Genomic DNA, 24269 nt, shown 5'->3' with positions numbered 1-24269 from the left:
TACGGTCTACCCGGCGTCGGGCTGGTGGGCGCCCCAGACGTAGCTTTCGGGCAGCAAGTCGGTGATGCGGACGGTTCGGACCCGGTCTCCTGTGCCGACGATGACCCCGATGTCGGGGAAGTAGTCGAGAAGAACCTGGCGGCACCTGCCGCATGGAGGGACGACGCCCCGGTCACGGTCGCCCACGGCGACGACCGTGACCAGCTCGTAGGCGCCCTGGGCGGCCGCCGCGCCGATGACGACCAGTTCCGCGCACGGTCCCCCGGTGAAGTGGTAGGCGTTCATGGCCGTGACGATCCGCCCGTCCCGGGCCCGGGCCGCGGCCGCCATGGTGTGGTTGTCGCCCCGGCAGCGCGTGCGCGCGAGGTGCGCCGCGGCCTCGATGAGTTCGTGGTCGACAAGGTGGGTCAGCGTGGTCATCTTCTCCGCCTTCGTCAGGTGTCAGGCGACGTTGACCCGACCGGCAACGGTGTGCAAGCGAATATCGGCGGTCCGGAAACGCCTCATGAGAGGCCGCTCATGAGGCTGGCCCAGGCTCAGCCGGTCGTCGGACCGGGGCCGGGAGCCGCACCACCCGCGGCCTCACCTCCTGCGACCGCGCCGAAGTCCACCGGAGCGGAGGGGGAGTCAGGTCGGACGCGGGCAGCGTAGGCGGACTGGTCCGCCGGAGCACGCACGAGCGTGTTCTCGGGGTGGAGCGGATCTTCGCCACCGTGTTGACAATCGATCCGTGTGTCATCAGCGGGATGTTGGCGAGATCCGTGTCGACCTGCTCGCCGTTGTCGGCCGTCAGCGTGAACACGAATCCCTGCTGCTGAGGGCTCGCGACACCGGGCGGGGAGATGTTCAGCGTGGGTGCGGTCCTGCGGCAGGTGGTGTCCAGTGCGAAAGTGTCCGTCGACCAGGTGCTGACTCGCGGTGACAACGGCCTTCGAAGTGCCCTTCTGCAGACCGATCTGGCCGACCGGGTACTCCCACAGTCCAGCAGCCCGGCCCTTCACGACGAAGTCTCGGTCCGACTCGGCCCGCGGACCCCACGGCGTCTGGGCGATGACGGGGTCGTGCGAGGCGGAGGCCGCGCTGGCGCCCAACCTGCCCGGATACACGAACGCCGCGAGCACGAGACTCACGGCCCGCCGATCACGAAAGCTCCCGCCACATGCCACGTGGGTGTCGGTCGATACGCTCGCTGAACAGCTCCCGCAGAGGCTCGTACTGCGCACGCACCCCGTCCGTTTCCCGGTGCGCGTCGCTCGAACCGTCACCAAGGCTGTCGAGTCACGTGCGTCCCGCGTGCCTCGGTGGCCTCGCCCGCCCGGCCAGGTCGAGCAGTCGGCGCGCGGCCACGGCCGCTCCGTCGGTGACGACCGCGGCGGCCACCGCCTTCGCCCGCGCCCGGACCCCGGGTTCCAGGGCCGTGCCGAGCGCGGCCGACAGGGACTCGACGGTCGGGGCAGGGCCGTCGTGTGCCGCTCCGATGCCCAGTTCGGCCACCCGGCCGGCCCAGTACGCCTGGTCCCCGGCCTGGGCCACCACCACCTGGGGTGCTCCGGCGCCGGCGGCCGTGGTCGTGGTGCCCGCCCCGCCGTGATGCACGACGGCGGCGACCCTGGTGAACAGCGCCTGCTGATTGGCCTCGCCCACGACGAAGCAGTCGTCCTGGTCGTCGGTCGCCTCCAGGCCGGCCCGGCCGCGGTCATACGGTGCCGGGCAAGCGCTATGCCGCCGGGGACGTCGCGCGAGGTCACGCGTATCAGGCTGGCGGCCGAGCCGCCCTCGTTACCGATGCGGAAGAACGCGGCCGTCTGCGCCGCCCCGGCGGACGGCGACAGGACGCGTCCGTCCGTGACTGTCATGCGTGCGGGACTGCCCGCCCTGCCGGCTCCGGCCCAGGCGGTCAGGCCCGCCAGTGCCACGATGCACGCCGCGACGGGAACAAGGACGGCGAGCGCCGTCCCTCAGCCGCCGTCGGTCACCGAGCACCGTCTTCGTCCACTTCACAGAGCCGCCGCCTTCCCTGACCGTGCTCCGCGCCCCCGGCCGCCGTCCGGCGCCGGCTGCCAGCCGCGCAGCCGCAGGCTGTTGGCCACCACCAGAACGGAACTCACCGACATCGCGGCGGCGGCGAGCATGGGGGTGAGCAGTCCCACCATGGCGAGGGGCACGGTGACGACGTTGTAACCGAAGGCCCACAGCAGATTGGCGCGGATGGTGCCGAGCGTGCGCCGGGCCAGCCGTACGGCGTCCACGAGCGCCTCGATGTCGCCGCGCACCAGGGTCAGGTCGGCCGCCCCTATGGCCACGTCCGTGCCGCTGCCCATGGCGATGCCCAGGTCGGCGCCGGCGAGCGCGGCCGCGTCGTTCACACCGTCGCCGACGGCCGCCACCCGGCGGCCCTCCTCCCGCAGCCGTCGGACCAGGCCGGCCTTGTCCTCCGGGGAGCAGCGGGCGTGCACCTCGTCGATCCCGAGTGCCTGCGCCACCGCCCGCGCGGGAGCCTCGCGGTCCCCGGTGGCGAGCACCGGGCGGATGCCCAGTCCTCGCAGCCGCTCCACGGCACGGTGACTGCCGGGCCGTACGAGGTCGCCGACGGCGAGCAGCGCCGCGGCCCGGCCGTCCACCCGGACCACCACGGACGTGTACGCCTCCTCCTCCGCCGCGGCCAGAGCCTCGGCCAGCGCGGGCGGCAACTCCCCTTCTGGTACGGCGACTTCGACCGCACGACCGAGCACGCGCCCGGTGACACCCCAACCCGCGGCAGCGGTGAATCCGACCACGTCCGGCAGTGGCTCCTCGTTCGCCGAGCGGCGCGCGTACGCCGTCACCGCCCGTCCGATCGGATGCTCGGAGCCCTGCTCCACCGCTCCGGCCAGGCGGACCAGTTCCTCCGGTGCCGGGCCGCCGGGCACGGTGGCCACCCGGACGACGGTCATGTGACCGGAGGTCAGGGTGCCGGTCTTGTCCAGGACGACCGTGTCCACGTGCTGGAGCGCCTCCAGTGTCCGCGGACCGCTCACCAGCACGCCCAGTTGCGCCCCGCGTCCGGTGGCGGCCATCAGGGCGGTCGGGGTGGCCAGGCCCAGCGCACAGGGGCACGCCACGACGAGGACGGCCACGCAGGCGGTGAGCGCCGCCTGCGGGTCGGCACCGGCACCGAGCCAGAACCCGAGGACGGTCACCGCGATCGTCAGCACCACCGGTACGAACACTCCGGCCACCGCGTCGGCCAGTCGCTGCGCCCGTGCCTTGCCCGCCTGCGCCTCGGTGACCAGCCGGGTGATCCGGGCGAGCTGGGTGTCCGCGCCGACGGCCGTCGCCCGTACGAGAATCAGCCCGCCGGCGTTGACGGCCCCGCCGACCAGCGCCGAGCCCGGGCCCACCTCGACCGGTTCGCTCTCTCCGGTGACCAGGGACAGATCCACGGCGGAACTGCCCTCCGTGACCCGGCCGTCGGTGGCGACGCGCTCGCCCGGGCGCACGACGAAGACCTGCCCGGCCCTCAACTGCCCGATGGGTACGTGCCGCTCGCCGTGCTCGTCGCGGACGGAGACCTCCTTGGCCGCCAGGTCCGCCAGCGACCGCAGGGCCGCCCCGGTCACCCGGCGTGCCCGCGCCTCCAGGTACCGCCCGGTCAGCACGAACAGCGGCACGCTCACCGCCGCTTCCAGGTAGACGTGCGCCGTACCGTCCGACGCGGACGGCAGCGGGCTGAACGGCATCCGCATCCCCGCCTCTCCCGCTCCCCCGAGGAACAGCGCGTACGCCGACCAGGAGAAGGACGCCACCACACCCAGCGAGACCAGGGTGTCCATGGTGGCGGCGGAGTGGCGCAGTCCGCGCAGTGCACGCTCGTGCAAGGGCCAGGCGCTCCACGCCGCCACCGGGGCCGCCAGCGCGAAGCACAGCCACTGCCAGTTGCGGAACTGAAGGTCGGGCACCATCGACAGCACCAGCACGGGGACGGCGAGCAGCGCGGTGACGAGAAGCCGCTCGCGCTCCTGCCGGTCGGCGGCCTCGGGAACGTCCGCGTCCGCCGACCTCTCGCCCTCCTGGACGGGCGGCGCGGGCAGGGCGGCCTGGTAGCCCGCCTGTTCGACCGCGGTGACGAGTTCCTGCGGCGCGACGCCCTGGGGGTGGCTGACCCGGGCCGCGCCGGTGGCGAGGTTCACGGTGGCCGTGACGCCGTCCAGCCTGGCGAGCTTCTTCTCCACCCGTCGCACACAGGCCGCGCAGGTCATCCCGCCGACGGTGAGGTCGGTGACCACGAGACCGGTCAGCGCTTCGCCCGCCGTCACCGGCCGCTCCCGTCCGTCATCCCGTGCATGTCCTCCATGCCGCCGCCCTGACTCCCGCCACCACCACCGTCGCCGCCGCTGCCTCCTCCGCCGCTCCCGGTCCCGGTCCCGTGCATGCCGGGCGCCACCGGTCCTGCGGCCGATCCGGCGGCGTAGGACGCCGAGAACACGAGGACGAGGAGCAGCAGGAAGCCGCACAGCGCCGGGGGCGGCAGCAGCCTGCGGGCGGTCACGCCGACAGGGTGGGACGGTTGTCGGATCTCGGCCATGCTCGACCTTCCTGGTCGCATCGAACCGTCGTACGCGAAACGGCAGCTGATGCCGTGACGCTTCAGTAGTCGGCCGGACGAAACATCGAGTTCCCGCATCGAAACGTGACGTACGACACACATCGGGCCGGGTGAACGAACAGCCCGCAGCCGGCCCGGCGCCGTGGAGGCGTCCTCCCCTCGTGCTCCGTTCCGGCACCGGCACAGCCGCTCCGGAACTTCCGGCTCCGCCCAACCGACTGTTGTGGTGACGGAAGGGGGCTGAACGTCTGACCCCATACGTCCGTGGACCATCCAGACCCCCATTGGCATCGAGGAGTTGCGCCATGGCACAGAGGCAGTACAACGTCACCGGCATGAGCTGTGAGCACTGCGCGTCAAGCATCAGAAAAGGGGTCTCCGAGGTCGCGGGAGTGAGCGAGGTCGTGGTCGACGTCGCCGCCAGGTCCGTCACCGTGCACGGAACGGGCCTCGACGACAGCCGGATCCGCGCAGCGATCGTCGAGGCCGGATACGGCATCGCCGGCACGGTCGCCGCCTGAGTTACGCGCCACTCGCGCCGGGAAGGCCGGACAGGGCCCGCCAGCCGCTCCTGTCCGGCCTTCTCCGCAGACCGCACGCGTGCGTGCGTCGGCGTCGCGCCTGCCCTCAGCCCGCGAGAGCGGCGGGCTCCTCCGTCGCCTCAGCCTGTTCCAGCAGGTCGATGAGGGTTGCGCGGGCACGGGCCACCCGGGAGCGGACCGTGCCGATCGCGCAGTCACTGACGCCGGCCACCTCCTCGTAGTGCAGGCCGAGCAGTTGGGTGAGGACGAACGCCTCACGGCGTTCGTCGGGCAGTGCGGCCAGCAGGTCCAGCAGCGCGATGCCGTCGTCGAAGCCCGGCAGGTCGCGGGACTGTGCCAGCTCGACGGCCAGCTGCCAGTCCGGCACGTCGCTCCGGCGCGGGCGGGCGGCGGCGTACCGGTAGCTGTCGATGACCGCGCGGCGGGCGATGGACAGCAGCCAGGAGCGGGCCGAGGAGCGCCCCTCGAACAGGTGCAGGCTGCCGAGCGCCCGCAGAAACGTGTCCTGCGCCAGGTCGTCCACGGCCTGGGGATCGCCGCACAACTGGGCGACGTAACACTGGACGTCCCGCTGCAGGGCGCCCACGAACCGCTCGACCGCGTCGGCGTCGCCGCGTCGGGCGGCCAGCGCCCACGCGGTGATCGATTCGTCGAGCGCCGCCGTCTTGCCGTTCCTGGTACGCGCGGGCAGGGCAGAGGTGATCACCTGGTGTCCTTCTCGGTCGACCGTGATCCGGACCAGGGCGCACGAGAGCCCAGCGAGGTCCGGTGAAGTGGGGGAACGGCCTACGGCACGGCGGCGACACTGCGCCGGTGTGCGGTCGTACGGCCGTGGCCCGAGGCACACGCCATGAGTGGTGCCCCGGGAAGCCGGCTGTCCTCAGACGACAGCAACCGTCAGCGGCGGGCCCCGGGAAGTGATCGCGTGGACGAGGAGGAGCAGACAGGGCGCCCGGTCCGCATGGCGTCCGCCCGGGCACGCGGGCGGGTGATGAGTGGCCGCGGGCAGGGCGAGCAGCAGACGAAGCGGCGCCGTCAGCCATGCGGCGGCGGCGCGCGTGATGCGGAAGACGGCCTGCTCGCCGTACGCCAGCCACAGTCCGCACAGCAGTGCCGCCGCCAGGTGGGCCACCAGCATGCCGGGCGAGGGCGAGGCCCCGGCCAGGGAGCGGCCCACATGGTCAAGGTGATCCATGTGGGCCATCCCCATGGAGCCCCCGCGCATCAGGCCCATGCTCATGGAATGCGGGTCACCCATGTTCATGGAGTCCGCGGGGACGAACGCCCCGGCCGCCGGTCGCGCGAAGGAGAGTCCCTCGTGCAGCAGCGCCTGGGCGGCGACCACGGCCGCGACGATCGCCGGCATCCCCCGCTCACGCCCCGTCAGGCACCAGCCCACGGCGCCGGTCGCGAGGACCCCGGCCGCCAGCGCCCACGCGGGCGCCTCGCCGCCGGACATCATCACGTGGCCCAGGGCGGCAAGCAGCACGCACACGACCGCGAACACCGCGGCCCGCAACGCGCGAGAACGCCACCCTGCTGTCATGGCGCCACATCCTGGCACCCGGAATCCGGACGGCGGGGCTGCCGCACGGAACCCACAGGCGTTCCCACCCGATCCACAGCATGTGATCTGGATCACGTGAGCTGCCTGGAACTCGAGCACCCTCGGGCCCGACTCCTAGAGGAGAGCCAACCGTCAGGCCTGGTCGGCGCCGGCCCGCTTGCGGGCACGATAGTTGCGCAGGTTGGCCGCGTTGCCGCAGACATGGACGTCGTGCCAGACGCCGCTGTTGTTGCGGGAGCGGTCGTAGAAGGCGGTCAGGCAGCGGGGGTTGCGGCAGGTCTTCAGGCGGCGCAGGGTGTCGGTGCACTGCGCCTGGAGGATCTCGATGAGGGCGAGTGACGCGGCCTGCCGCCATCCCGTACCGCGAGGCTCGGCACGGACGGTTCCGTGCTCGTCGAGCCGCAAGGCCGTGGGCAGGGTCAGCAGCGAGGCCACCGGGGCGGGCTCCGGAGCGGTGTCACCTTCGTGCTGGGCGTGGAGGCTCCGGGCCAGGTCCTCACGGAAGCCCAGGAGCCCCCGCACGTCCTCGGCGGTCAGTTCGACGGTGGGTGCGGGCCGGTGGGTCGCCGCGCTCCAGCTCCGCAGCGCCTGGTCGAGCCAGGCCCGGGCGTCGTCGGCGGTCTGCAGGAGGTCGGGTTCGCGCGGCCTGCCGGCGGACAGCGTGTTGAGCAGGTCCTGCACGAAGGCCAGCCCGCCCGGGGCGGGCGCCAGGCCGTATCGGGCCGTCGCGGTCCAGGACATCGCGGGTCTCTTTCGGTGACTGCGGTCATGCCAACATAGCCATGACCTATTCAGTTATTACACGTTCCAGTGTAGCGCTCAGCGCTTGACGGACCCGGCCGGGCCCGCAGCGCTCCCCGGCCGGCCAGGTCGGCCGACCATCCATGCGACTTCCGCGAGCTCCACTCGAAGGTAACCGAAGCAAACAACAGACACAAAGAATGCATGTACATGTCGCATTCTACGCACCACAGGCGCCCTCCCCCGAGCCCGGATCCCAAGGGAATCCGCCGTTGAGCGGCACCTTCGCGATCAGGACCGTGGCGAGCATCGCATCGATGCGACATATCTGAAAGGAATACGATTCTGTCGCACGAACATTTGCACCTTGAGGACAGGTGCTCAGCACCGTCGTGCGAGCCACTCCTCTCCGACGTGGACCGCGCCTCAACCCGATGGAGGTCCGAAGATGATCATTGACGCCGCGGAACTCGACGCCACACCCTGCCCGGTGGGGTCCACCGGGTCGCCGAGCGACCCAGCCGTCGGTGGCGTCTGAGCGGCGGACGAGGCGATGTCCGACACCGCCATGCCGTTGTTCACGACCGACGACGTCACCAGGAGGCTCGCCTGCGCCGTCAGGGCCCTCAAGGCGAAGCAGCCTCGGCCCGCCGTCGACTTCGAGGGCCGCTGACCGGCCCCGGGCATCCCCAGGTCCCCGTTCAGCGACGTCCTGACCTGGCCGGGCGCCGACCACATCGTCCTGTCCCCCTCACTCTCACTGCCGCCGTTCCGTCACCAGTCATGGAGAAACCCGGAGTGCATCCCCAGCCCCGCCCCCCTCGGCACAAGCGCCGCTATCCCGTCCGCCTCTGGCTCCAGCCGTTCCTGATCGGCTTGGTCATCGTCTCGGCGTTCGTCACCTGCTACATCGGGCTCACACGCGATCCCCAGCCCCACCGGATCCCCGTGGCGGTGACGGGTCAGAAGCTGGCGGACAAGGTCCAGCAGGCCCTGGGCGACTCGATCGACGTGCGGCGCGGCGACACCCCCGCCGAGGCACGCGACGCACTGCGTCACCGCGATGTCGTGGCCGTGCTCGGCGCCGGTGCCCATGCCAGGGACCTCAAGCTCGACGTCGCGAGCGCCAACGGCCTCTCGACGACCTCCGCGGTCACCAGTCTGGCCACGGCCTACGCACACGGCGCCGACCGGCACCTCAGAGTCTCCGACGTCGTGCCGCTCGAACGGTACGACGCCCGCGGCCTGGCCGGCTTCTACGTCTCCTTCGGAGTGACACTCTCCGGCTTCGCCCTCGCCCAGAACGTCGTGGGCCTCAGCAACCTGCTCCACCTGCGGCACCGCTTCACCCTGATGACCGCTTTCGCCGCGGCGTCGGGCCTCGTCGCGGCGGCCATCGCCGGCCCCGTCCTCGGAGCCGTCCCGGCCCCGTTCCTCCCTCTCGCCTTCGTCCTGGCGCTGCTGGCCGCGGCCGCGGCCTTCACCACGAAGATGCTGGCCACCTACATAGGCCCGCTCGGCATCCCCGTCGCCACCCTGTTGCTCCTGACCGTAGGCAACTCCACCAGCGGCGCGACCATCGGCATCAACCTCATGCCCGGCGGAGCCCGGATCCTGTCGGAGCTGCTGCCGCCGGGCGCGGCCGTCCGCGCCGTCGCCGACCTCAGCTACTTCCAGGGCTCACACGTCCTCGCCCCGCTGGCGACACTCGTCCTGTGGGCCGCGGGTTCCGCGGTTCTGCTGACCTTCCGCGCCACCGGACAGGGCCCGGCGCCCGCCGCCCCGGCCCCGGCCCAGACGGCAGACGACCTGCCCGCAGGGCACCGGTCCACAACCGGCGACACACCCACGGCCCACCGGGCCGGCGCGGACGCGGACGCCGACCGCTTCGCACCGGTCGGTCCGTACCCGGTGACCGACGCCGCGCCCCTGCGTGCGACCGTCGTCACTTCACGGGCATGAGACCAAGAGGCAGGCACGCTCCATGACAGCCGAGCTCCGCTTTCAGGTGCATGTGGCCGACCCGACTCCCGAACACAGCACGCCTGCGGTACCAGGGACCAGCCCGACGACGCGGGGGCGGTCCGGCGGACGCGCACCTGCCTCAGCACCTTCCAGCGCCTGCACGAGGAGGGAGGCCGTACCGCGGCATCGGCCGCTCCGCCCCCGGCAGGGGAGAAAGAGGTGGTCGGTGGCCATGGCCAAGGGGGGCGGCGGCCCAAGGCGGATCCGGACAGCGGCGTCGATGACGTGATGATCCGGGTCGACGCGGAGCGGATGCGTGACGGTCAGCCGGCCTGGACGTTCCCGGCCTCCGGCGGGCCCCTGGATGGCGGGTCGAGGGCCGACGGGGCCTCGGTCGCCGAATGCACGGGCAGGGCGTCGGCCGGATTGCGAGAGGCCGGACTGGCCGTCCCCTTCTGAAGACGCGGCAGCGGGTGGCCGGGCGCCGGTTCCTCGAACAGAGCCTCCGTCCGGGTCCTGACCGGGTCGGGTTCCGGCGCGCGTCGCCGCCCGGAACGACGCGGCGTGCCGCCGGGACCCGCCGGCACGCCGCGTCGTCGATGGTGTGCGGACCTCACCCGTGGTGCCTCACCAGGGCGCCGGGGCCGCCGGCGGGATCACCGGGGGCCGGTCGTCGCAGGTGATCGTGTTCGGCAGTTCCCAGGACGCCAGCCAGGGACCGGTCGTGCCGCCACCGTCGTTGCCGCCGAGGTCGCTCACCGTGAACTCGGAACCGGAGGCGGGGAAGTTGAAGGATCCGCAGTTGTTGACGCCGACCGCGCCGACGTTACGGGCGTCCACGTTCTCGAAGGACGCCGAGCCGGCGGAGCGGGCGCTGAGCACGGAGGTACCGGTGCCGTCCACGCGGATGTCCTTGAAACGGACGCCTCGGATCGCGTACTTGTCCTTGACCGGGAAGTCGGAGACCAGCATGACCGCGTTGTAGGTGCTGTCGAGGAAGTGGTCGCCGGTGACCTGGATGTCGGCGTCGATGTCCCGCTCCAGGGCGTAGAACCAGATGGCTCCGAGGCCGATCTTCCAGTTGAGCTCGAACGGCCCTGACCTGACTGTCGTGTTGTCCGTGATCCTCAGTTGTCCGCCGAAGGGCTCGGCGCCGAACCGGGAGCCGACCTGGATGGCGCTGCCCTCTCTGATGGGGTCGGCTACGAGGTTGCCGGTGACCGTGTTGTCGGTGCCGCCGTACAGGGCTATGCCGTTGGCGAGGACCGGGGTCTGCACGGTGTTGTGGGAGAAGACGTTGCGCGCGTCGCCCGTCTTCTCCGACCACATGGCCAGACCGTCGTCGCCGGTGTTGCGCACGAAGGTGTCGGAGACACTCGAATCGGTAACCCCGGTATGGAAGTTGAGGCCGTCGGCGATCTGGTCGGCGATCACGGTACGGGTGACACGCAGCCGGGTCATCGGGCCGTCGAACCACATACCGACCTTGGTGTGGTGGAGGTACAGGCCGTCGATCGTCGAATCGCCGAGGGCCCCTCCCAGGGCGTTGACCTGGTCGGTGTCGATGCGTTCGCGTACGTCGCCCTCGACGGCGAAGCCGGACAGGTGGACGTCGTGGCTGCCGCCGTCCGCGGCGTCCTTGCCGTAGAAGCCCACGCCGGTGTGCACCGAGCCGTCGGGGGCGGGGGTGTCGAGGGTGACCTGGTGGCCCTTGACGATCGTGTACCAGCTGCCTGCCCCGACGATCGTCACGTCGTCCACGGTGATGTGACGGTTCACCTGGTACGTGCCCGGCGGCAGGTACACCTTGAGGTGGTGTCTCCCGGCGTAGGCGATGGCCCGGTCGAAGGCGCCGCCCGCGTCCCGCCGGCCGGTGGGATCGGCGCCGAACGCGACGACGTTCACGGCGTGCTTCTCGACGTGCGGCGCGCCGACGAGTTGCGTGTCGAGCAGGTCGATCACGGTCCAGTCCGCGGTGCTGTTCCTGGGCGCGGTGAGACGGACGGTGTCACCGGCCGCGTACCGCTTGCCGAGCAGCAGTCTCTGTTCGTCGTAGAAGTGGCTCGGCCGGAACGGCTTGTCGATGGCGGGCGTCGGGCTGGTGGCGGCGGGAACGCAGCCGCATTCGGTGATCCACCAGTCGGGGTGCAGCAGGTCGCCCTGGGGGTCGTTGCTGAACGGGTACTGGTTGTAGAGCCAGGAGTACTGCGAGGTGAGGGTCATCGTGGTGCGGCGGCCGCCGCCCACGGAGACGTCGAGGGGCGCGGTGATGCCGCCGCCTCGCGGCGCGTCGGGGATGCTGTACCGCACGGTGAGGGCGTTGGCCGCGTGCGGCAGGGTGAACTCGACGTACTGGCCGGGTTTCAGGCGTACCGCGGTGCGGCCGGATGCCTCTGAGGGCAGTGTGTACGCGGTACGGTCGGGGCCGATGACGGTGCCGTCGGTGGCGGCGTTCTCCGCCTCCTGTTCGTCGAAATCCACCGCGGCGCCCCGCCCCGCGACGAGGGCGGGGTCGAGCCCGGCGCGGGTCACCACCGGGGTGCCCGCCCGGACACCGTGCGCCGTCGCGGCCGGGGCCGGAGCGCCGAGCCCGAGGACGAGTCCGGCGACGGCCGTGGTCAGCGCGACGAGGGTCCGCGCCGGTCTTCGCGTACGGTCCCCGAGCCGCACGGCAGACAGGTGGTGGGTGTACCGCGCCATCGGATTCTCGTTTCTCTGGGAGCGGAGGTCACCGAGGGCAGCTCGGCGCACGGCGGGACGGCGGGAACGGGCCGTGCCGCTGCGTACCGGGACATTAGGGTGCGCCAGGACGGCCGGACAAGATGGTGGACACTTCTTTCCATCGATCAGTAAGAATCCTGCAAGTGATTGTCGATTCCTTGCGGATTCGGGTTACCCCGGGGCATCACGGCGGGCAGTACTGACGCGGCGCTGGTAGGCGGCGGGAGCGACGGAGAGCTCCCGGGCGAAGACACGGCGGAGGCTTTCGTAGCTCGGGAACCCGGCCAGGGAGGCCGCACGGGTCGCGGTGTGCCCCTGGTCGAGCAGGGACCTGGCGATGCCGAAGCGGATGGACTCGACGTACCGGGCGGGTGTGGTGGACAGCTCCTCCCGGAACAGGCGTGTGAGATGGCGGGGGCTGAGGTGGAGGTGCCCGGCGAGTTCGTCGACCGAGTGGTTGCCTCCGGGATCCGCCGTCACCAGGTCGACGACCGTCCGCAGGGCCGGGGACCGGGGCGGCGGCCCCTGCAGCGGTGCCGAGAACTGCGACTGTCCGCCCGCGCGTTGCAGATAGACGACCAGGGCGCGGGCGACGTCCCGGCTGACGTCGGCGCCATGGTCCTCCTCGACGAGGGCCAGCGTCAGGTCGATGCCGGCGGTGACGCCGGCCGAGGTGTAGGTGGTGCCGTCGCGGACGTAGATGGCGTCGGGTTCGACCTGGATCCGCGGATGGCGCTCGGCGAGTTCGCCCGCGATCTTCCAGTGGGTGGTCGCGCGCTTGCCGTCCAGGAGGCCGGCGGCGCCCAGGACGAACGCCCCCGAGCAGACGGACGCCACCCGGCCGGAGCGGCCCGCCAGTTCCCTGGTGGCGTCGGTCAGTTCGCGGGTGACGGGCGCCCGGGGATAGACGGCCCCGCCCGGCATCACGAAGGTGTCGGGGTCCGGTTCGGCGGCCGGGCTGCCGTCCACGGCGATCCGGATGCCGGTCGAGGAGGTGACGGCGGTGCCGGTCGCCGACAGCAGGGCGATCCGGTAGTCGGCACCCAGCCGGTTCGCCTCCCCGAACACCTCCGCGGGACCGGCGACGTCCAGCAGTGCGACCCCGTCGTAGACGAGGATCGCGACCCGATGCGGTGCGGAGCTCACTGTCCCGTTCCCCAGGTGTCCGGATTCGAGTGGTTCATGGCCGTGCCGGGGTGGCGGCGCGGGCCGCGCGATCGGCACCGTGGAGATGAGGCGAACAGCCCGCTCCGCACGATCACACCGAAAGCGCGAACATCATGACCGACATCATCGCAGCAGTGGAAATTCCCGAGACGGCGGCTGTGACGGAGGCCACCGAATTCCTTCGGGAAACGGCCGGACCACTGATCTTCCACCACTCCCGGCGAGTATTTCTGTTCGGTTCTCTGCAGGCCCGCGCACTCGGTCTGCGGCCGGATCCGGAGTTGCTCTACATTTCCGCGATGTTCCACGACACGGGGCTGTCGACCCCGTTCTCGGAGGTCGAGCAGCGCTTCGAGGTCGACGGCGCCGACCACGCCTACCGGTTCCTGATCGACCATGGCTTCTCCAAGAGCGCCGCGGAGGTGGTCTGGACGGCGATCGCACTGCACACCACCCCGGGGATTCCCGGCCGGATGGGCCCGGAGGCGGCCGCCACGAACTACGGCGTCCTGACGGACGCGATCGGCTGGGGGCTCGAGCGACTGGACGGCGGCCGAGTGGACGAGATCGTCGCCGCTCATCCGCGCGGACAATTCAAGGAAGGTTTCTTGCGGGCGTTCGTCGACGGACTGAAGGATCGTCCCGACACGACGTACGGGACCGTCAACGCGGACGTGCTGGAACATTTCATCCCGGGTTTCCGCAGCCCGACGATGGTCGAGCGTGTGATGAACGCACCCTGGCCGAATTGAGGCCGCGGAACCCAGCCGAAACGAGATCTCCCCCGGAGGCCGCATCCGGTTCCCTCATGCCTCGGGGATGGCGCGGCCGTAGGCGGCGAGCGTGACGGCTTCGGGCTCGGGGCCGCCGCGCCGGCCGGTCTCCAGTGCGTCGAGGGCGGCGAGCTCATCGGTGGTGAGCTCGAAGTCGAAGACGTCGATGTTCTCGGCGATCCGCTCGCGGCGGGTGGACTTGGGGATGACGGAGCGGCCCTGCTGGAGCCCCCGGCGCAGCAGCACCTGGGCCGGGCTCCTGCCGTGCGCTCCGGCGAGGCGCGTGACGACCGGGTCCAGCAGGACGCTCCTGCGGTCCTGGCCGTAGCCCGGGTAGAAGGTGATCCCGCCGATGGGGGACCACGCCTGGTCGAGGATGCCGTGCTCGTCGTCGAAGCCGAGGACGGCGCGCTGCCGGAAGTAGGGGGTGGATCTCCAGCCGGTTGACGGCGGGGACGACCGGCGTCGCGCCGAGCAGTGCGGTCAGGTGGCCGGCCATGAAGTTGCTGACGCCGATGGCACGGACCTTTCCGTCGGCCAGGAGCTTCTCCAGGGCGTGGTAGGCGGCGACGGTCCGGTCGAAGTCGGAGGGGAGTGCCTGGTGCAGGATGAGCAGGTCGATCCGGTCGACGCCGAGCTTCGCGGCGCTCTTGTCGAAGCCGTGCAGGGTCTCGTCGTATCCGTGGTCGCTGCTCCAGATCTTGGTCTCGATGAAGAGCTCGTCGCGTGGCACGCCGGAGTCGCGGACGGCCTGGCCGACCTCGCGCTCGTTGCCGTAGGCCGCGGCGGTGTCGATGGCCGGTATCCGAGTTCGAGCGCGGCCGTGACGGCGTCCCTGGTCTCGCCGGGCGGTGTCTGGAAGACACCGAGCCCGAGGGCGGGCATCTCCACGCCGTTGTGTTCAGGGTGAGGGTCCGCGGCACGCCCGCCGCGCCGGCCACCCGGTCGGTCCGGGACCTGCCGTTCACGGCCGCACCAGCACCTTCAGCGCCTCGCGCGCGTCCCTGGCCCGGTAGCCCTCCGGGACGCGTCGAGGCCGCCGGTGCGGTCGAAGACCCGACCGGGTTCGATACGGCCCTCCAGTACGTCGGGCAGGAGCTCGTCGATGTAGGCGCGGGCCGGGGCGGGACCTCCGGTCAGGGTGATGTTGTGGCCGAAGAGGCTGCCGAAGCCGACCGGGGCCTGCTCGTACTGCGGTGCGCCCACGCGGCTGAGGGTGCCGCCGGGGCGGACCGCTCCGTAGGCCTGCTCGTAGGCGGGCCGGTGCCCGACCGCTCCGATGACGACGGGGCTGCCGCCACCGGTTGACCTCGCGTACCTTCTCGATGCCCTCCCCGCGTTCGGCGACCACGTCGGTGGCGCCGAAGACACGGCCGAGGCCGGTGCGGGCGGGGTGCCGGCCCATGAGGACGATCTGCTCGGCTCCCAGCCGCTTCGACGCGAGGACGGCGAGGAGGCCGACCGCGCCGTCCCCGATCGCGGTGACCGTGCTGCCCTGCCGCACGCCGCCGCGGACGGCGGCGTGGTGGCCGGTGCCCAGCACGCCGGAGAGGGTGAGCAGGCAAGGAATGAGCGCGTCGTCGACGCCGACGGGGAGTTTGACGAGGGTGCCGTCGGCCAGCGGCACGCGCGCCGCCTCCCCCTGGCCGCCGTCGACACCCTTCCTCCCCCTGCGCAGTCCCGAGGTGGCCTGTGTGGTCGCGGGCTTCCGCTCCGGCGACGAGGTCGCGGCCGCCGCCCGCTGGAGCGAAGCCGCCCTGCCCGACGAGGCATGGGCCGACCTCGACGGCGTCGCCGAAAGGGCATGAGGCGTACGTCTGCGGTGAGGGAACGGGTCACGGCGGGCCTGCCGCCGCGCGTCCGGCGCTGGGATCACCGGAGCGGGGTGGAGCCGCGCCGCCACCGGTGGTCCGGTTACCTCCGATCGACGCGGAGGGAACCGGACGGTCCGGACGGGTCCACGGCCGTGGATGTTCCTACGGCAATTGCCGATCCGGTCGTCCATTGCTCATCCGCCGTTCACGACGCCCCGGAACAGTCGACGCGAATCCATGTAGCGACCACACACCATGAGGGCACATGTGTCTTGACGGACATTGCGAACACGAGGTGGACGTCCTCCACGTCGAGCAGAGCGACGACGCGACGAGCGCGCCCGGGCGCCGCCGGTTCCTGGCCGCGGCCGCAGCCGGTGCCGCGGCGCTCACCCTCGAGTCGGTCTCCTTCGCGCAGAGCGCGGACGCATCGGTGCGGAGCACGCCACCAGGGACGGGCGAAGTGACCCGCACCGTCAGCGGGCATCTGGACACCGGTGTGGCGGACTTCGTCTACCTGCCGGTCGAAGTACCCAAGGGTGTACAGAAGATCACCGTGTCGTACTCCTACGACAAGCCGGCCGTCCCCTCGGGCACGCCGGGCAACTCGTGCGACATCGGCGTCTTCGACGAGCACGGTGTCGCGCTCGGCGGCCGGGGCTTCCGCGGATGGTCCGGTGGTGCCCGGACCTCGTTCGAGATCAGCAACAGCGAGGCCACACCGGGCTATCTCCCCGGACCCGTCGGCCACGGCACCTGGCACGTCGTACTGGGCCCCTACCAGGTGGCACCGCAGGGGCTGAACTACCAGGTGCAGATCACCCTGACGTACGGCCCGGCCGGCCCCGCCGCCCCGCGCAACTACCCGCCGCAGCGGGCCAAGGGACGCGGCCGTGCCTGGTACCGCGGAGACTGCCACCTGCACACGGTCCACTCCGACGGCAAGCGTCAGCCCGTGGAGGTGGCGGCGGGAGCCCGCGCCGCCGGCCTGGACTTCATGGTCTCCACCGACCACAACACCTCCTCCGCCCACGCGGTATGGGGCGACTTCGCCGGTTCCGACCTGCTGATCATCACCGGTGAGGAGGTCACCACCCGCAACGGGCACTGGCTGGCTCTGGGCCTGCCTGCCGGCGACTGGATCGACTGGCGCTACCGCAACCGTGACGACGCGTTCCCCCGGTTCGCGCGCAAGGTGCGCCGTGGCGGCGGTCTCGTGGTCCCGGCCCACATGTACTGCGCCTACGTCGCGAGCCAGTGGAAGTTCGGCTTCGACGACGCCGACGCCACCGAGGTGTGGACCGGCCCGTGGACGTACGACGACGAGCACGCCATCAGCACCTGGGACCAGAAGATCGGCGAAGCCGTCCGCTCGGGCGGGCGGTGGGTCCCCGCCATGGGCAACAGCGACGCGCACAGCGAGCCGCAGGTGATCGGCCTGCCGCACAACGTCGTCCTCGCCGAGGACCTGAGCACCGACGCCGTCATGGACGGCATCCGCGCCGGACGCAGCTGGATCGCGGAGTCCTCGGCCGTCCAGCTCACGTTCACCGCCAGCGGGAACGCGCGCCAGGCCGGCATCGGCGAGACGCTGACGGTACCCGCCGAAGCTCCCGTGGACATCAGGCTGGACGTGAAGGGCGTCCCCAACGGCACCGTCCGCTTCATCACGGACGAGGGCCAGATGCACCAGGAGTCGGTGGACGCCGCGGGCGAGGGCACGGTGGTGTGGCGTACGACGGCTTCCCTGGCCGCCTACGTCCGTGCCGAGGTACGTCACCCGATGGCGAACGGCTCCCCGGGGCAGGGCAACACGATGGGCGACGCCCTGCTGTTCGGCCCCATGGCAGCCCTGACCAACCCCATCTTCCTCACGCCGAACCGTCACTGACGGACGCCTGACGCCGCGGGGTTCCGCTCGCGGAACCCCGCGGCCACGGCCGCTCGGTGGGAGGAACGCCGGCCCGGTTCACCGTCGTGGTGCCGGCGGACCGAGCCGGACAGCAGGCCCAGCAGCCCGTCGTCGGTGGAGAACCCGTCGCGGACAAGAGCCCGACGACGCACCGGTCAGTTCCCGATGCCGTGGGCGAGGAGGCTTTCGGCTGTCTCCGCGACGGTGTCCTCGATCGGTCGTGCCCGCCACCCCAGAAGGCGCTCCGCCTTGGCGCTGGTGGCGTCGAGATCCTTGCCCAACTGGTGCCTGAGCAGTCGCAGTTCCGGGTTGACGGCACTCAGCGCGCGGGCGAGCCACACGGGCATCTCACGGGTCGGTGCCTTCGTGGCACGCTCGCCCAGACGGTCGTGGAGGATGCGTGCGATCCCGATGACGCGCAGGCCGCGCCCGGCGGTCGCGAGGAACCGCTCGCCGGCGGCTGCCGGATCGGTCATCGCGCGCAGGTGCAGATCCGCGACATCGCGGACGTCGACGAAGCCCATGCCGAAGGGAGGGCACGCGGGCACCTGGCCCTCCAGCATTCTGCGCACCAGACGCAGGGACGGCGGGTCGTCGGGGCCGAGCAGGGGCCCGAGGACTCCTACGGGATGAACCGCCGTCAGTTCCAGTCCAGCGCCTTCGTCCGCGACGAACTGCCAGGCGGCGCGCTCGGCGAGCGTCTTGGACCGCTGGTAGGGCGGGATGTCGGCGTCGACGTCGGTCCAGTCCTCCTCCGTGAACGGGGTCGAACGTGGCGGATGTCCGATGCCGACGGCGCCGAACGCGCTCGTCAGGACCACCCGGCGCACCCCGGCGTCGCGTGCGGCACGCAGTACCCGCAGGACGCCCTCCCGTGCCGGGGTCACCAGCTCGTCGTCGTTCGCCGGCGTACGGCGCAGGGTCGGCGAGGCGACGTGGAGGACGAAGTCGCAGTCGGCGACGGCCTCCCCCCAGCCGTCGGGGTGTTCGAGGTCGGCGCGTACGACCGTGAGACGGTCGTCGCCGAACGGCGTCGCCGCGTGGAGCCAGGAGCGCAGTGCCGGCTCACGCCGCAGGTCGCGGACTGTGGTGCGTACGGTGTGCCCGGCTTCGAGCAGGGCCAGGACGCACCAGCTCCCGATGAATCCCGTTCCGCCGGTGACCAGTACCCGTGTCATCTCTGTCTCTTGTGCCTTCGGTGTCTCTTGTGCCTTCGGTTCGCGCATCGTGCGGGCGGGGGGTCTCATGCGAGTGCCATGCCGGGCACGCGCTTGCGGATGGCTTCCATCTCGGCCTCGTCGGAGACGCCCTGCCAGTCGTGGCGTGGGGTGTACGGGGCCTCCAGGGCGCGCACCTCGTCGTCGGTGAGTTCGATGTCGAGGGAGGCCACCGCCTCGTCGATCTGCCGGGTCGAGCCGGCGCCGACCAGCGGTGCGGTGACGACCGGCCGGCGGCGCAGCCAGGCGAGCGCGACCTGGGCGCGGCTGGCGCCGTGGGCGTCCGCGACCTGTCCGACCGCGTCGATGATGGCGTGGTTGGACGCCTCCTGCTCGGGCGAGTACAGGCTGTCCGCGTACGCTCCGTCCGCCTCGGAGCGCGCCGTCGAGCGGGCGTCGTCCCAGGCACGGGCGAGGCGGCCGCGGGCGAGCGGAGACCAGACGATCGTGCCGACGCCCTCGTCCAGGCAGAGCGGGATCATCTCCCGCTCCTCCTCGCGGGCGAGCAGGTTGTAGTGGTCCTGCATGGACACGAACCGCGCCCAGCCGTTCTGCTTCTGCAGGTGCAGTGCCTTCGCGAACTCCCAGGCGTGCATGGACGAGGCGCCGAGGTAGCGGACCTTGCCCGCCTTGACGAGGTCGCTGAGCGCCTCGAGCGTCTCCTCCCACGGGGTGGCGTGGTCGTTGCGGTGGATCTGGTACAGGTCGATGTAGTCCGTGCCGAGGCGGCGCAGCGAGTGGTCGACCTCGGTCATGACCGCCTTGCGTGACAGACCGCGGCCGTTGGGCCCCACCCGCATCGGGTGACGCAGTTTCGTGGCGATGACCACGGCGTCGCGGTCGGCGAAGTCCTTGAGCGCGCGGCCGAGGATCTCCTCGCTGGAGCCGTTGGAGTACATGTTCGCGGTGTCGAAGAAGTTGATCCCCGCGTCCAGCGCGTGCTTGACGAGCGGGCGCGCGTCCTCTTCGCCCTTCGACCAGACGGGGTGCCCGCGGTCGGGTTCGCCGTAGGTCATGGCACCGATCGCGATCGGTGACACGTCCATGCCTGTGGTGCCGAGCTTGATGTACCGCATGATGCCCCTCTAAAATAAGTGGAGAACTCTCCGGATAACGTAATGGAGAGTTCTCCACTTAGCAAGTGAGGTCTTGTGGTCCGTTCAGACGCCCGGGAGAACCGGGCACGCATCCTCGCGGCCGCCCGGGAGGCATTCGCCAAGGACGGCGGCGCCTCGATGAACCAGGTCGCCCAGCGCGCGGGTGTCGGCGCGGGCACCCTGTACCGCAACTTCCCCACGCGCGAGGCTCTGGTGCTGGCCGTCTACCAGGACGAGGTGACACGCATCGTCGCCACCGTGCCCGACCTGCTGGACGGGATGCCGCCCCTGGAAGCGCTGCGCCACTGGACGACCGACCTCGTGGAGGCCATGCGCAGAAAGCACGGCCTCGGCGACGCCCTCAGCCCCGGCGCGCACCAGACGATCACCGAGCGGAGCTACGGGCCGGTCATCACCGCGATCACCGAGCTCCTCGACGCCGGGAAGAGGGACGGAAGCATCCGCACGGACGCCGACCCCGGCGACTTCCTCCAGCTCACCGGCGCGCTGTGGCGTGCCGCGTCCAGCCCCGAGGACCGCGCACCCCACATGCTCGCGCTCATCCTCGACGGACTGCGCACGCCCCGGTAGCCGGCACGGCGCCGCGGCCCCGCCACGCCGGCGGGGCCGCATCCGGGACGTCAGGCGACTCGGGTTCCCTCCGGTTCCGGCGTACGCGGCCCGTGCACGCGGCCGGCACCGGGACGGCCCGGCCACCAGGCCACCTCTCCGAGGTCCCGGACGAGCGCGGGCACCAGCAGGGACCGCACCACCAGGGTGTCGAGGAGAACGCCGAAGGCGACGATGAACGCGATCTGCGCCAGGAAGGTCAGCGGGATCACCGCGAGCGCGGCGAAGGTGGCCGCCAGCACCACGCCCGCCGACGTGATCACGCCGCCGGTGCCGACCAGCCCGCGCCGCACGCCCTCGCGCGCGCCGTGCCGCAGGGTCTCCTCACGGACGCGTGACATGAGGAAGATGTTGTAGTCGACACCGAGCGCCACCAGGAACACGAAGCCGTACAGCGGGACCGAGGGATCCGTGCCGGTGAACCCGAACACGTGGCGGAAGACGAGCGAGGAGACCCCCAGCGTGGCAAGGAAGTTGAGGCCCACGGTGGCGACCAGCAGCGCCGGGGTGAGCAGCGAGCGCAGCAGCACGGTGAGGATCACGAAGATGATCGCGAGGACGACGGGCACGATCAGCGTGCGGTCGTGCACGGCGGTGCGCTGGGTGTCGTAGCGCTGGGCGGTGTAGCCGCCGACCTTCGCGTCCGCGCCCGGCAGCGCGTGCAGGGCGGTGCGCAGCCGGACGACGCTCCGCTCGGCGGCCTCGCTGTCGGCGGCGGAGTCGAGCGTGACGTCCACCCGCACCCGTCCGCCGGTGATCTGCGGGTCGTCGCCGGGCCGTCCCGACGCGGTGACCGCGGCCGCCGAGGCGACGCCGCCGGTGGCACGGGCGGTCGCGAGCACGCGGTCGAGCCGGTCCGCCCTGGCGATGACGACGGCCGGGTTGCCCGAGCCGCCCGGGAAGTGCCGGGCCAGGGTCTGCTGGGCGACGACGGACGGCGTGTCGTCGACGAAGGTCTCGTCGAGGGCGACACCCCTGGAGACCAGGGTCGGGGCGAACGCGGCGCTCAGCAGCAGGCCGGCCAGCGACACCGCCCAGACCTTGCGGGGCGACCTGTCGACGAGCGCGGCCACGCGGCGCCACACTCCGTGCCCGCCGGAGGGGCCGTCCGCCGGGCGGGGTGCGGCCGGCCAGTACGCGGCCCGCCCGAGCAGGACGAGCACGGCGGGCAGGAACGTGAGCGCGGAGACGACCGCGCAGACGATGCCGATCGCGCCGACGGGTCCGAGCGCCCGGTTGTTGGTGAGGTCGCTGAGCAGCAGCGCCAGCAGGCCGAGCGCGACCGTCGCGGCGCTGGCCACGACCGCTCCCCAGGAGCGGCGCAGCGCGGCCCGGGCGGCGGCGAACCGGTCAGCGTGCGCGGCGAGTTCCTCCCGGAACCGGGCGGTGATCAGCAGGGCGTAGTCGGTTGCGGCGCCGATGACCAGGATCGAGAGGATGCCCTGCACCTGCCCGTCCACCCGGACCAGGTCGTGGTCGGCGAGGACGTACACGATCGCGCAGGCCAGGCCCAGGGCGAACACGGCACCGAGGATGATGACGAGCGGCAGCAGGACGCTGCGGTAGACGAGCAGCAGGATGACCAGCACGGTCACCAGGGCGACGGCGAGCAGCAGTCCGTCGATGCCGGCGAACGCGTCGGCCAGGTCGGCCTGGGCGGCGGCCGGTCCGGCCAGCTGGACCGTGACACCGGGTACGCGCTGTGCCGCCGCACGGACCCGGTCGAGGGTGCCGGGCAGCCGGTCGCCGAGGTCCGGCCGGAGCTGCACCACGCCTTCGAGGGCGGCACCGTCCTTCGACAGCAGGGCCGGCGACGCCCGGCCGACGACGCCGGGGGTTCCGGCGAGGGAGGCGAGCGCGCGGGTGGCGGTGGCCTTGCGGTCCCGCACCGACCCGCCCGTGCCCGCGGTCCACAGGACGACGACGGGCAGCGTCTCGTCCTGCCGCAGCTCCTGCCGGGCGGCGACGACCTGGGTGGACTCGGCGCTGCGCGGCAGGAACGCGGCCTGGTCGTTGGTGGCGACCTCGCCGAGCCGGCCGGCGTAGGGGCCGAGGGTCCCGCCGACGCCCAGCCAGACGAGCAGCAGGAGCAGCGGTACGAGGAAGCGGGCTCGGCGCGAGGTGAGGGACATGGATCTCCTGGAACGCGGACGGGGACGACAGATATCTCAAGGAAAAACAATCTCAATCATCAAGATATAAGACCGCCGGACGATCGTGGGTGACGCCACCTCTTCCGCGCCCGGGGCCCCGCCGGATGCGACGGACGCGGAGCGGTTCCTCGCCCGGACGGTCAGGCGCCGGGGGACCTGACCGGGACGAGTTCCTCGTTCATGGCCGCCAGGAAGCGCAGCACGACGTCCAGTTCCTCGTCGGTGAAGCGGGCCCGGGCGGCTTCCGCCGCCTGGGCCAGCGGCCGGAAGTAACTGCGCGCGGCGGCCCTGGCGTCGGCCGCGTAGTACAGGTGCACCACCCGGCGGTCGGCGCTCTCGCGGACCCGGCGGATGTGCCCGGCCCGTTCGAGCCGGTCGAGGCAGGCGGTGACGGCGCCCGAGGTCAGGCCCAGGTGCGCGCGCAGTCGTCCGGGGGTCATCGGGTCCTCGGCGTCCAGGATCGCGGCGAGCGCCTGGACGTCCGTGGCGTGCAGACCCTGCTCGCCGGCGAAACCGTGCACCAGCCGGTTGATCTCACCGTTCATCCGGCGCAACCGGACGGCGAGCGTGTGCAGTTCCGTCCCCGCCGCCCCACCGGAGGGTCCGGCCGCCGAAGGGCGCCGCTGCTGGTCGTCCGCTGTGGTCACACGGCCAGCCTATAGAAGCCTCCGGCCAGTCCCGGCCCATGGCGGCGGGCGGGCGACACGCCCGGGCCGGTCCAGGCCTAAGCAGGTCACGGGCCGGGGGGGTGACCGGTACCGGATTCACTCGCAGCCCCGGGAGGCCACCGGCGGCGCCGCCCTGCCGGCCCGGGCGCACCAGGCGTGCGCGCTGACGAAGCTGCGCGGGGCGGGCGTACGGGCGGTGAACGCGTGGGACTTCGCCGGGCAGGATCTGCCCGACGGCGGCGGGCAGGCCGTGTGGACCTGCGCCCGCGCCGACTCGTGGCGCGGCCCCGGCGATGTCAGGGTGGGCCTGCGTACGAGCCGCGACGGCCCGGCCGAGCCGGTGCGCACGGTGGCAGGCGCCCGGTCCACCGGCGCGTGCAGCCGGTTCGGGCAGCACGTCGTGGCCGCCACCGGCCGGCGGTCGCCGAAGGGCCGCTGCTTCGTGCTGGCGGCCGGGAGCCGAGCGGTGACGTCTCTGCGCCTGACCGGTGACGTCTTCGCCACCCAGGACGGACGCACGCCGGCCCGGCCGGCACCCGGGCAACCCCACGTCACGGTACGGGCCTGGCTCGCCACCGGACACGACCTCGACGGCCTGGACCAGCCGGGCCCGCGACCGGCGCCGGTCGCGGGGCCGCGCGTCGGCGGTGCTGTGGGGGCCCCCCCCCCGACCCAGCCGGGGCGGGGTGATATGATTGTCGATTGGGGCGGGGCGGG

Annotated in this window: 18 protein-coding genes and 4 pseudogenes; 7 read left to right on the top strand and 15 right to left on the bottom strand. The window is 72.0% G+C overall.

Going from position 1 to position 24269, the window contains the following annotated elements; all coding sequences use genetic code 11:
* Positions 1-6 precede the first annotated feature (6 nt).
* The 4 genes and pseudogenes from ACFXI4_RS24145 to ACFXI4_RS24130 form a co-directional block, all read right to left on the bottom strand.
* Positions 7-420 carry a cytidine deaminase gene (locus ACFXI4_RS24145; RefSeq protein WP_384994283.1) on the bottom strand — a complete coding sequence of 138 codons (414 nt, stop codon included), beginning with the start codon at positions 418-420 and terminating at the stop codon, positions 7-9.
* A gap of 858 nt (positions 421-1278) precedes the next feature.
* A pseudogene (locus ACFXI4_RS24140) lies at positions 1279-1695 on the bottom strand (glycosyltransferase); the annotation flags it as partial.
* Positions 1696-1997: 302 nt separating this feature from the next.
* Positions 1998-4295 carry a heavy metal translocating P-type ATPase gene (locus ACFXI4_RS24135; protein ID WP_384994280.1) on the bottom strand — a complete coding sequence of 766 codons (2298 nt, stop codon included), beginning with the start codon at positions 4293-4295 and terminating at the stop codon, positions 1998-2000.
* Positions 4292-4564 carry a hypothetical protein gene (locus ACFXI4_RS24130; RefSeq protein ID WP_384994277.1) on the bottom strand — a complete coding sequence of 91 codons (273 nt, stop codon included), beginning with the start codon at positions 4562-4564 and terminating at the stop codon, positions 4292-4294. Before ACFXI4_RS24130 ends, ACFXI4_RS24135 begins: the two co-directional genes overlap by 4 nt.
* Before the next feature lie 326 nt (positions 4565-4890).
* Between ACFXI4_RS24130 and ACFXI4_RS24125 the strand changes: the two genes are divergently transcribed.
* Positions 4891-5106 carry a heavy-metal-associated domain-containing protein gene (locus tag ACFXI4_RS24125; protein ID WP_384994274.1) on the top strand — a complete coding sequence of 72 codons (216 nt, stop codon included), beginning with the start codon at positions 4891-4893 and terminating at the stop codon, positions 5104-5106.
* 106 nt (positions 5107-5212) lie between these two features.
* Here ACFXI4_RS24125 and ACFXI4_RS24120 read toward each other — a convergent pair whose 3' ends face one another.
* From ACFXI4_RS24120 to ACFXI4_RS24110, 3 genes are all read right to left on the bottom strand, one after another.
* Positions 5213-5833, bottom strand: a complete 621-nt coding sequence (locus ACFXI4_RS24120) for a sigma-70 family RNA polymerase sigma factor (RefSeq protein ID WP_384994271.1) — start codon at positions 5831-5833, stop codon at positions 5213-5215.
* Between the two features lie 174 nt (positions 5834-6007).
* Entirely contained in the window at positions 6008-6673 is a 666-nt protein-coding gene (locus ACFXI4_RS24115; RefSeq protein ID WP_384994268.1) for a hypothetical protein, read from the bottom strand.
* Between the two features lie 153 nt (positions 6674-6826).
* Complete coding sequence (locus ACFXI4_RS24110; RefSeq protein WP_384994265.1) at positions 6827-7435, bottom strand: CGNR zinc finger domain-containing protein; 609 nt, start codon at positions 7433-7435, stop codon at positions 6827-6829.
* Between the two features lie 783 nt (positions 7436-8218).
* Here ACFXI4_RS24110 and ACFXI4_RS24105 point away from each other — a divergent pair.
* Positions 8219-9397 (top strand): hypothetical protein, encoded by a 1179-nt coding sequence (locus tag ACFXI4_RS24105; protein ID WP_384994262.1) that lies wholly within the window; start codon positions 8219-8221, stop codon positions 9395-9397.
* A 630-nt stretch (positions 9398-10027) separates the two neighbouring features.
* Here ACFXI4_RS24105 and ACFXI4_RS24100 read toward each other — a convergent pair.
* Both ACFXI4_RS24100 and ACFXI4_RS24095 read right to left on the bottom strand, forming a co-directional pair.
* A complete protein-coding gene (locus tag ACFXI4_RS24100) occupies positions 10028-12100 on the bottom strand; it encodes a glycosyl hydrolase family 28-related protein (protein ID WP_384994259.1) in 2073 nt (690 codons plus the stop codon).
* A gap of 192 nt (positions 12101-12292) precedes the next feature.
* Positions 12293-13267, bottom strand: coding sequence for a GlxA family transcriptional regulator (locus ACFXI4_RS24095; RefSeq protein ID WP_384994257.1), 975 nt, complete (start codon positions 13265-13267; stop codon positions 12293-12295).
* Positions 13268-13401: 134 nt separating this feature from the next.
* Here ACFXI4_RS24095 and ACFXI4_RS24090 point away from each other — a divergent pair, with 134 nt between their 5' ends.
* Complete coding sequence (locus ACFXI4_RS24090) at positions 13402-14040, top strand: HD domain-containing protein (protein ID WP_384994254.1); 639 nt, start codon at positions 13402-13404, stop codon at positions 14038-14040.
* A gap of 54 nt (positions 14041-14094) precedes the next feature.
* Here ACFXI4_RS24090 and ACFXI4_RS24085 read toward each other — a convergent pair.
* Positions 14095-14946: pseudogene (locus ACFXI4_RS24085) on the bottom strand (aldo/keto reductase).
* A 79-nt stretch (positions 14947-15025) separates the two neighbouring features.
* Positions 15026-15742 (bottom strand): annotated as a pseudogene (locus tag ACFXI4_RS24080) (zinc-binding dehydrogenase); the annotation flags it as partial.
* Here ACFXI4_RS24080 and ACFXI4_RS24075 point away from each other — a divergent pair.
* Both ACFXI4_RS24075 and ACFXI4_RS24070 read left to right on the top strand, forming a co-directional pair.
* The gene (locus ACFXI4_RS24075) at positions 15669-15869 is read left to right on the top strand and encodes a hypothetical protein (protein WP_384994416.1); all 201 of its coding nucleotides are present in this window, start codon (positions 15669-15671) and stop codon (positions 15867-15869) included. The pseudogene ACFXI4_RS24080 and the gene ACFXI4_RS24075 sit on opposite strands and share 74 nt — an antisense overlap.
* Before the next feature lie 271 nt (positions 15870-16140).
* Positions 16141-17766 carry a CehA/McbA family metallohydrolase gene (locus tag ACFXI4_RS24070; RefSeq protein ID WP_384994252.1) on the top strand — a complete coding sequence of 542 codons (1626 nt, stop codon included), beginning with the start codon at positions 16141-16143 and terminating at the stop codon, positions 17764-17766.
* A gap of 176 nt (positions 17767-17942) precedes the next feature.
* On the opposite strand, the gene ACFXI4_RS24065 is transcribed toward ACFXI4_RS24070, so the two are convergent.
* Both ACFXI4_RS24065 and ACFXI4_RS24060 read right to left on the bottom strand, forming a co-directional pair.
* Positions 17943-18965, bottom strand: coding sequence for an SDR family oxidoreductase (locus tag ACFXI4_RS24065; protein ID WP_384994250.1), 1023 nt, complete (start codon positions 18963-18965; stop codon positions 17943-17945).
* A 65-nt stretch (positions 18966-19030) separates the two neighbouring features.
* Positions 19031-20080, bottom strand: coding sequence for an aldo/keto reductase (locus ACFXI4_RS24060; protein ID WP_384994248.1), 1050 nt, complete (start codon positions 20078-20080; stop codon positions 19031-19033).
* A gap of 75 nt (positions 20081-20155) precedes the next feature.
* Here ACFXI4_RS24060 and ACFXI4_RS24055 point away from each other — a divergent pair, with 75 nt between their 5' ends.
* Positions 20156-20692, top strand: a complete 537-nt coding sequence (locus ACFXI4_RS24055; protein WP_384994246.1) for a TetR/AcrR family transcriptional regulator — start codon at positions 20156-20158, stop codon at positions 20690-20692.
* Between the two features lie 50 nt (positions 20693-20742).
* On the opposite strand, the gene ACFXI4_RS24050 is transcribed toward ACFXI4_RS24055, so the two are convergent.
* The gene (locus ACFXI4_RS24050; RefSeq protein ID WP_384994243.1) at positions 20743-22863 is read right to left on the bottom strand and encodes an MMPL family transporter; all 2121 of its coding nucleotides are present in this window, start codon (positions 22861-22863) and stop codon (positions 20743-20745) included.
* Between the two features lie 161 nt (positions 22864-23024).
* A complete protein-coding gene (locus ACFXI4_RS24045) occupies positions 23025-23531 on the bottom strand; it encodes a helix-turn-helix domain-containing protein (RefSeq protein WP_362722073.1) in 507 nt (168 codons plus the stop codon).
* 217 nt (positions 23532-23748) lie between these two features.
* Between ACFXI4_RS24045 and ACFXI4_RS24040 the strand changes: the two are divergent.
* Positions 23749-24269: pseudogene (locus ACFXI4_RS24040) on the top strand (hypothetical protein); the annotation flags it as partial.

It is taken from the genome of Streptomyces sp. NPDC059224 (assembly GCF_042754285.1).
Taxonomy (GTDB): Bacteria; Actinomycetota; Actinomycetes; order Streptomycetales; family Streptomycetaceae; genus Streptomyces.
The sequence above is the reverse complement of the archived record's forward strand: the minus strand, read 5'-3'. Positions and strand labels throughout refer to the sequence as shown.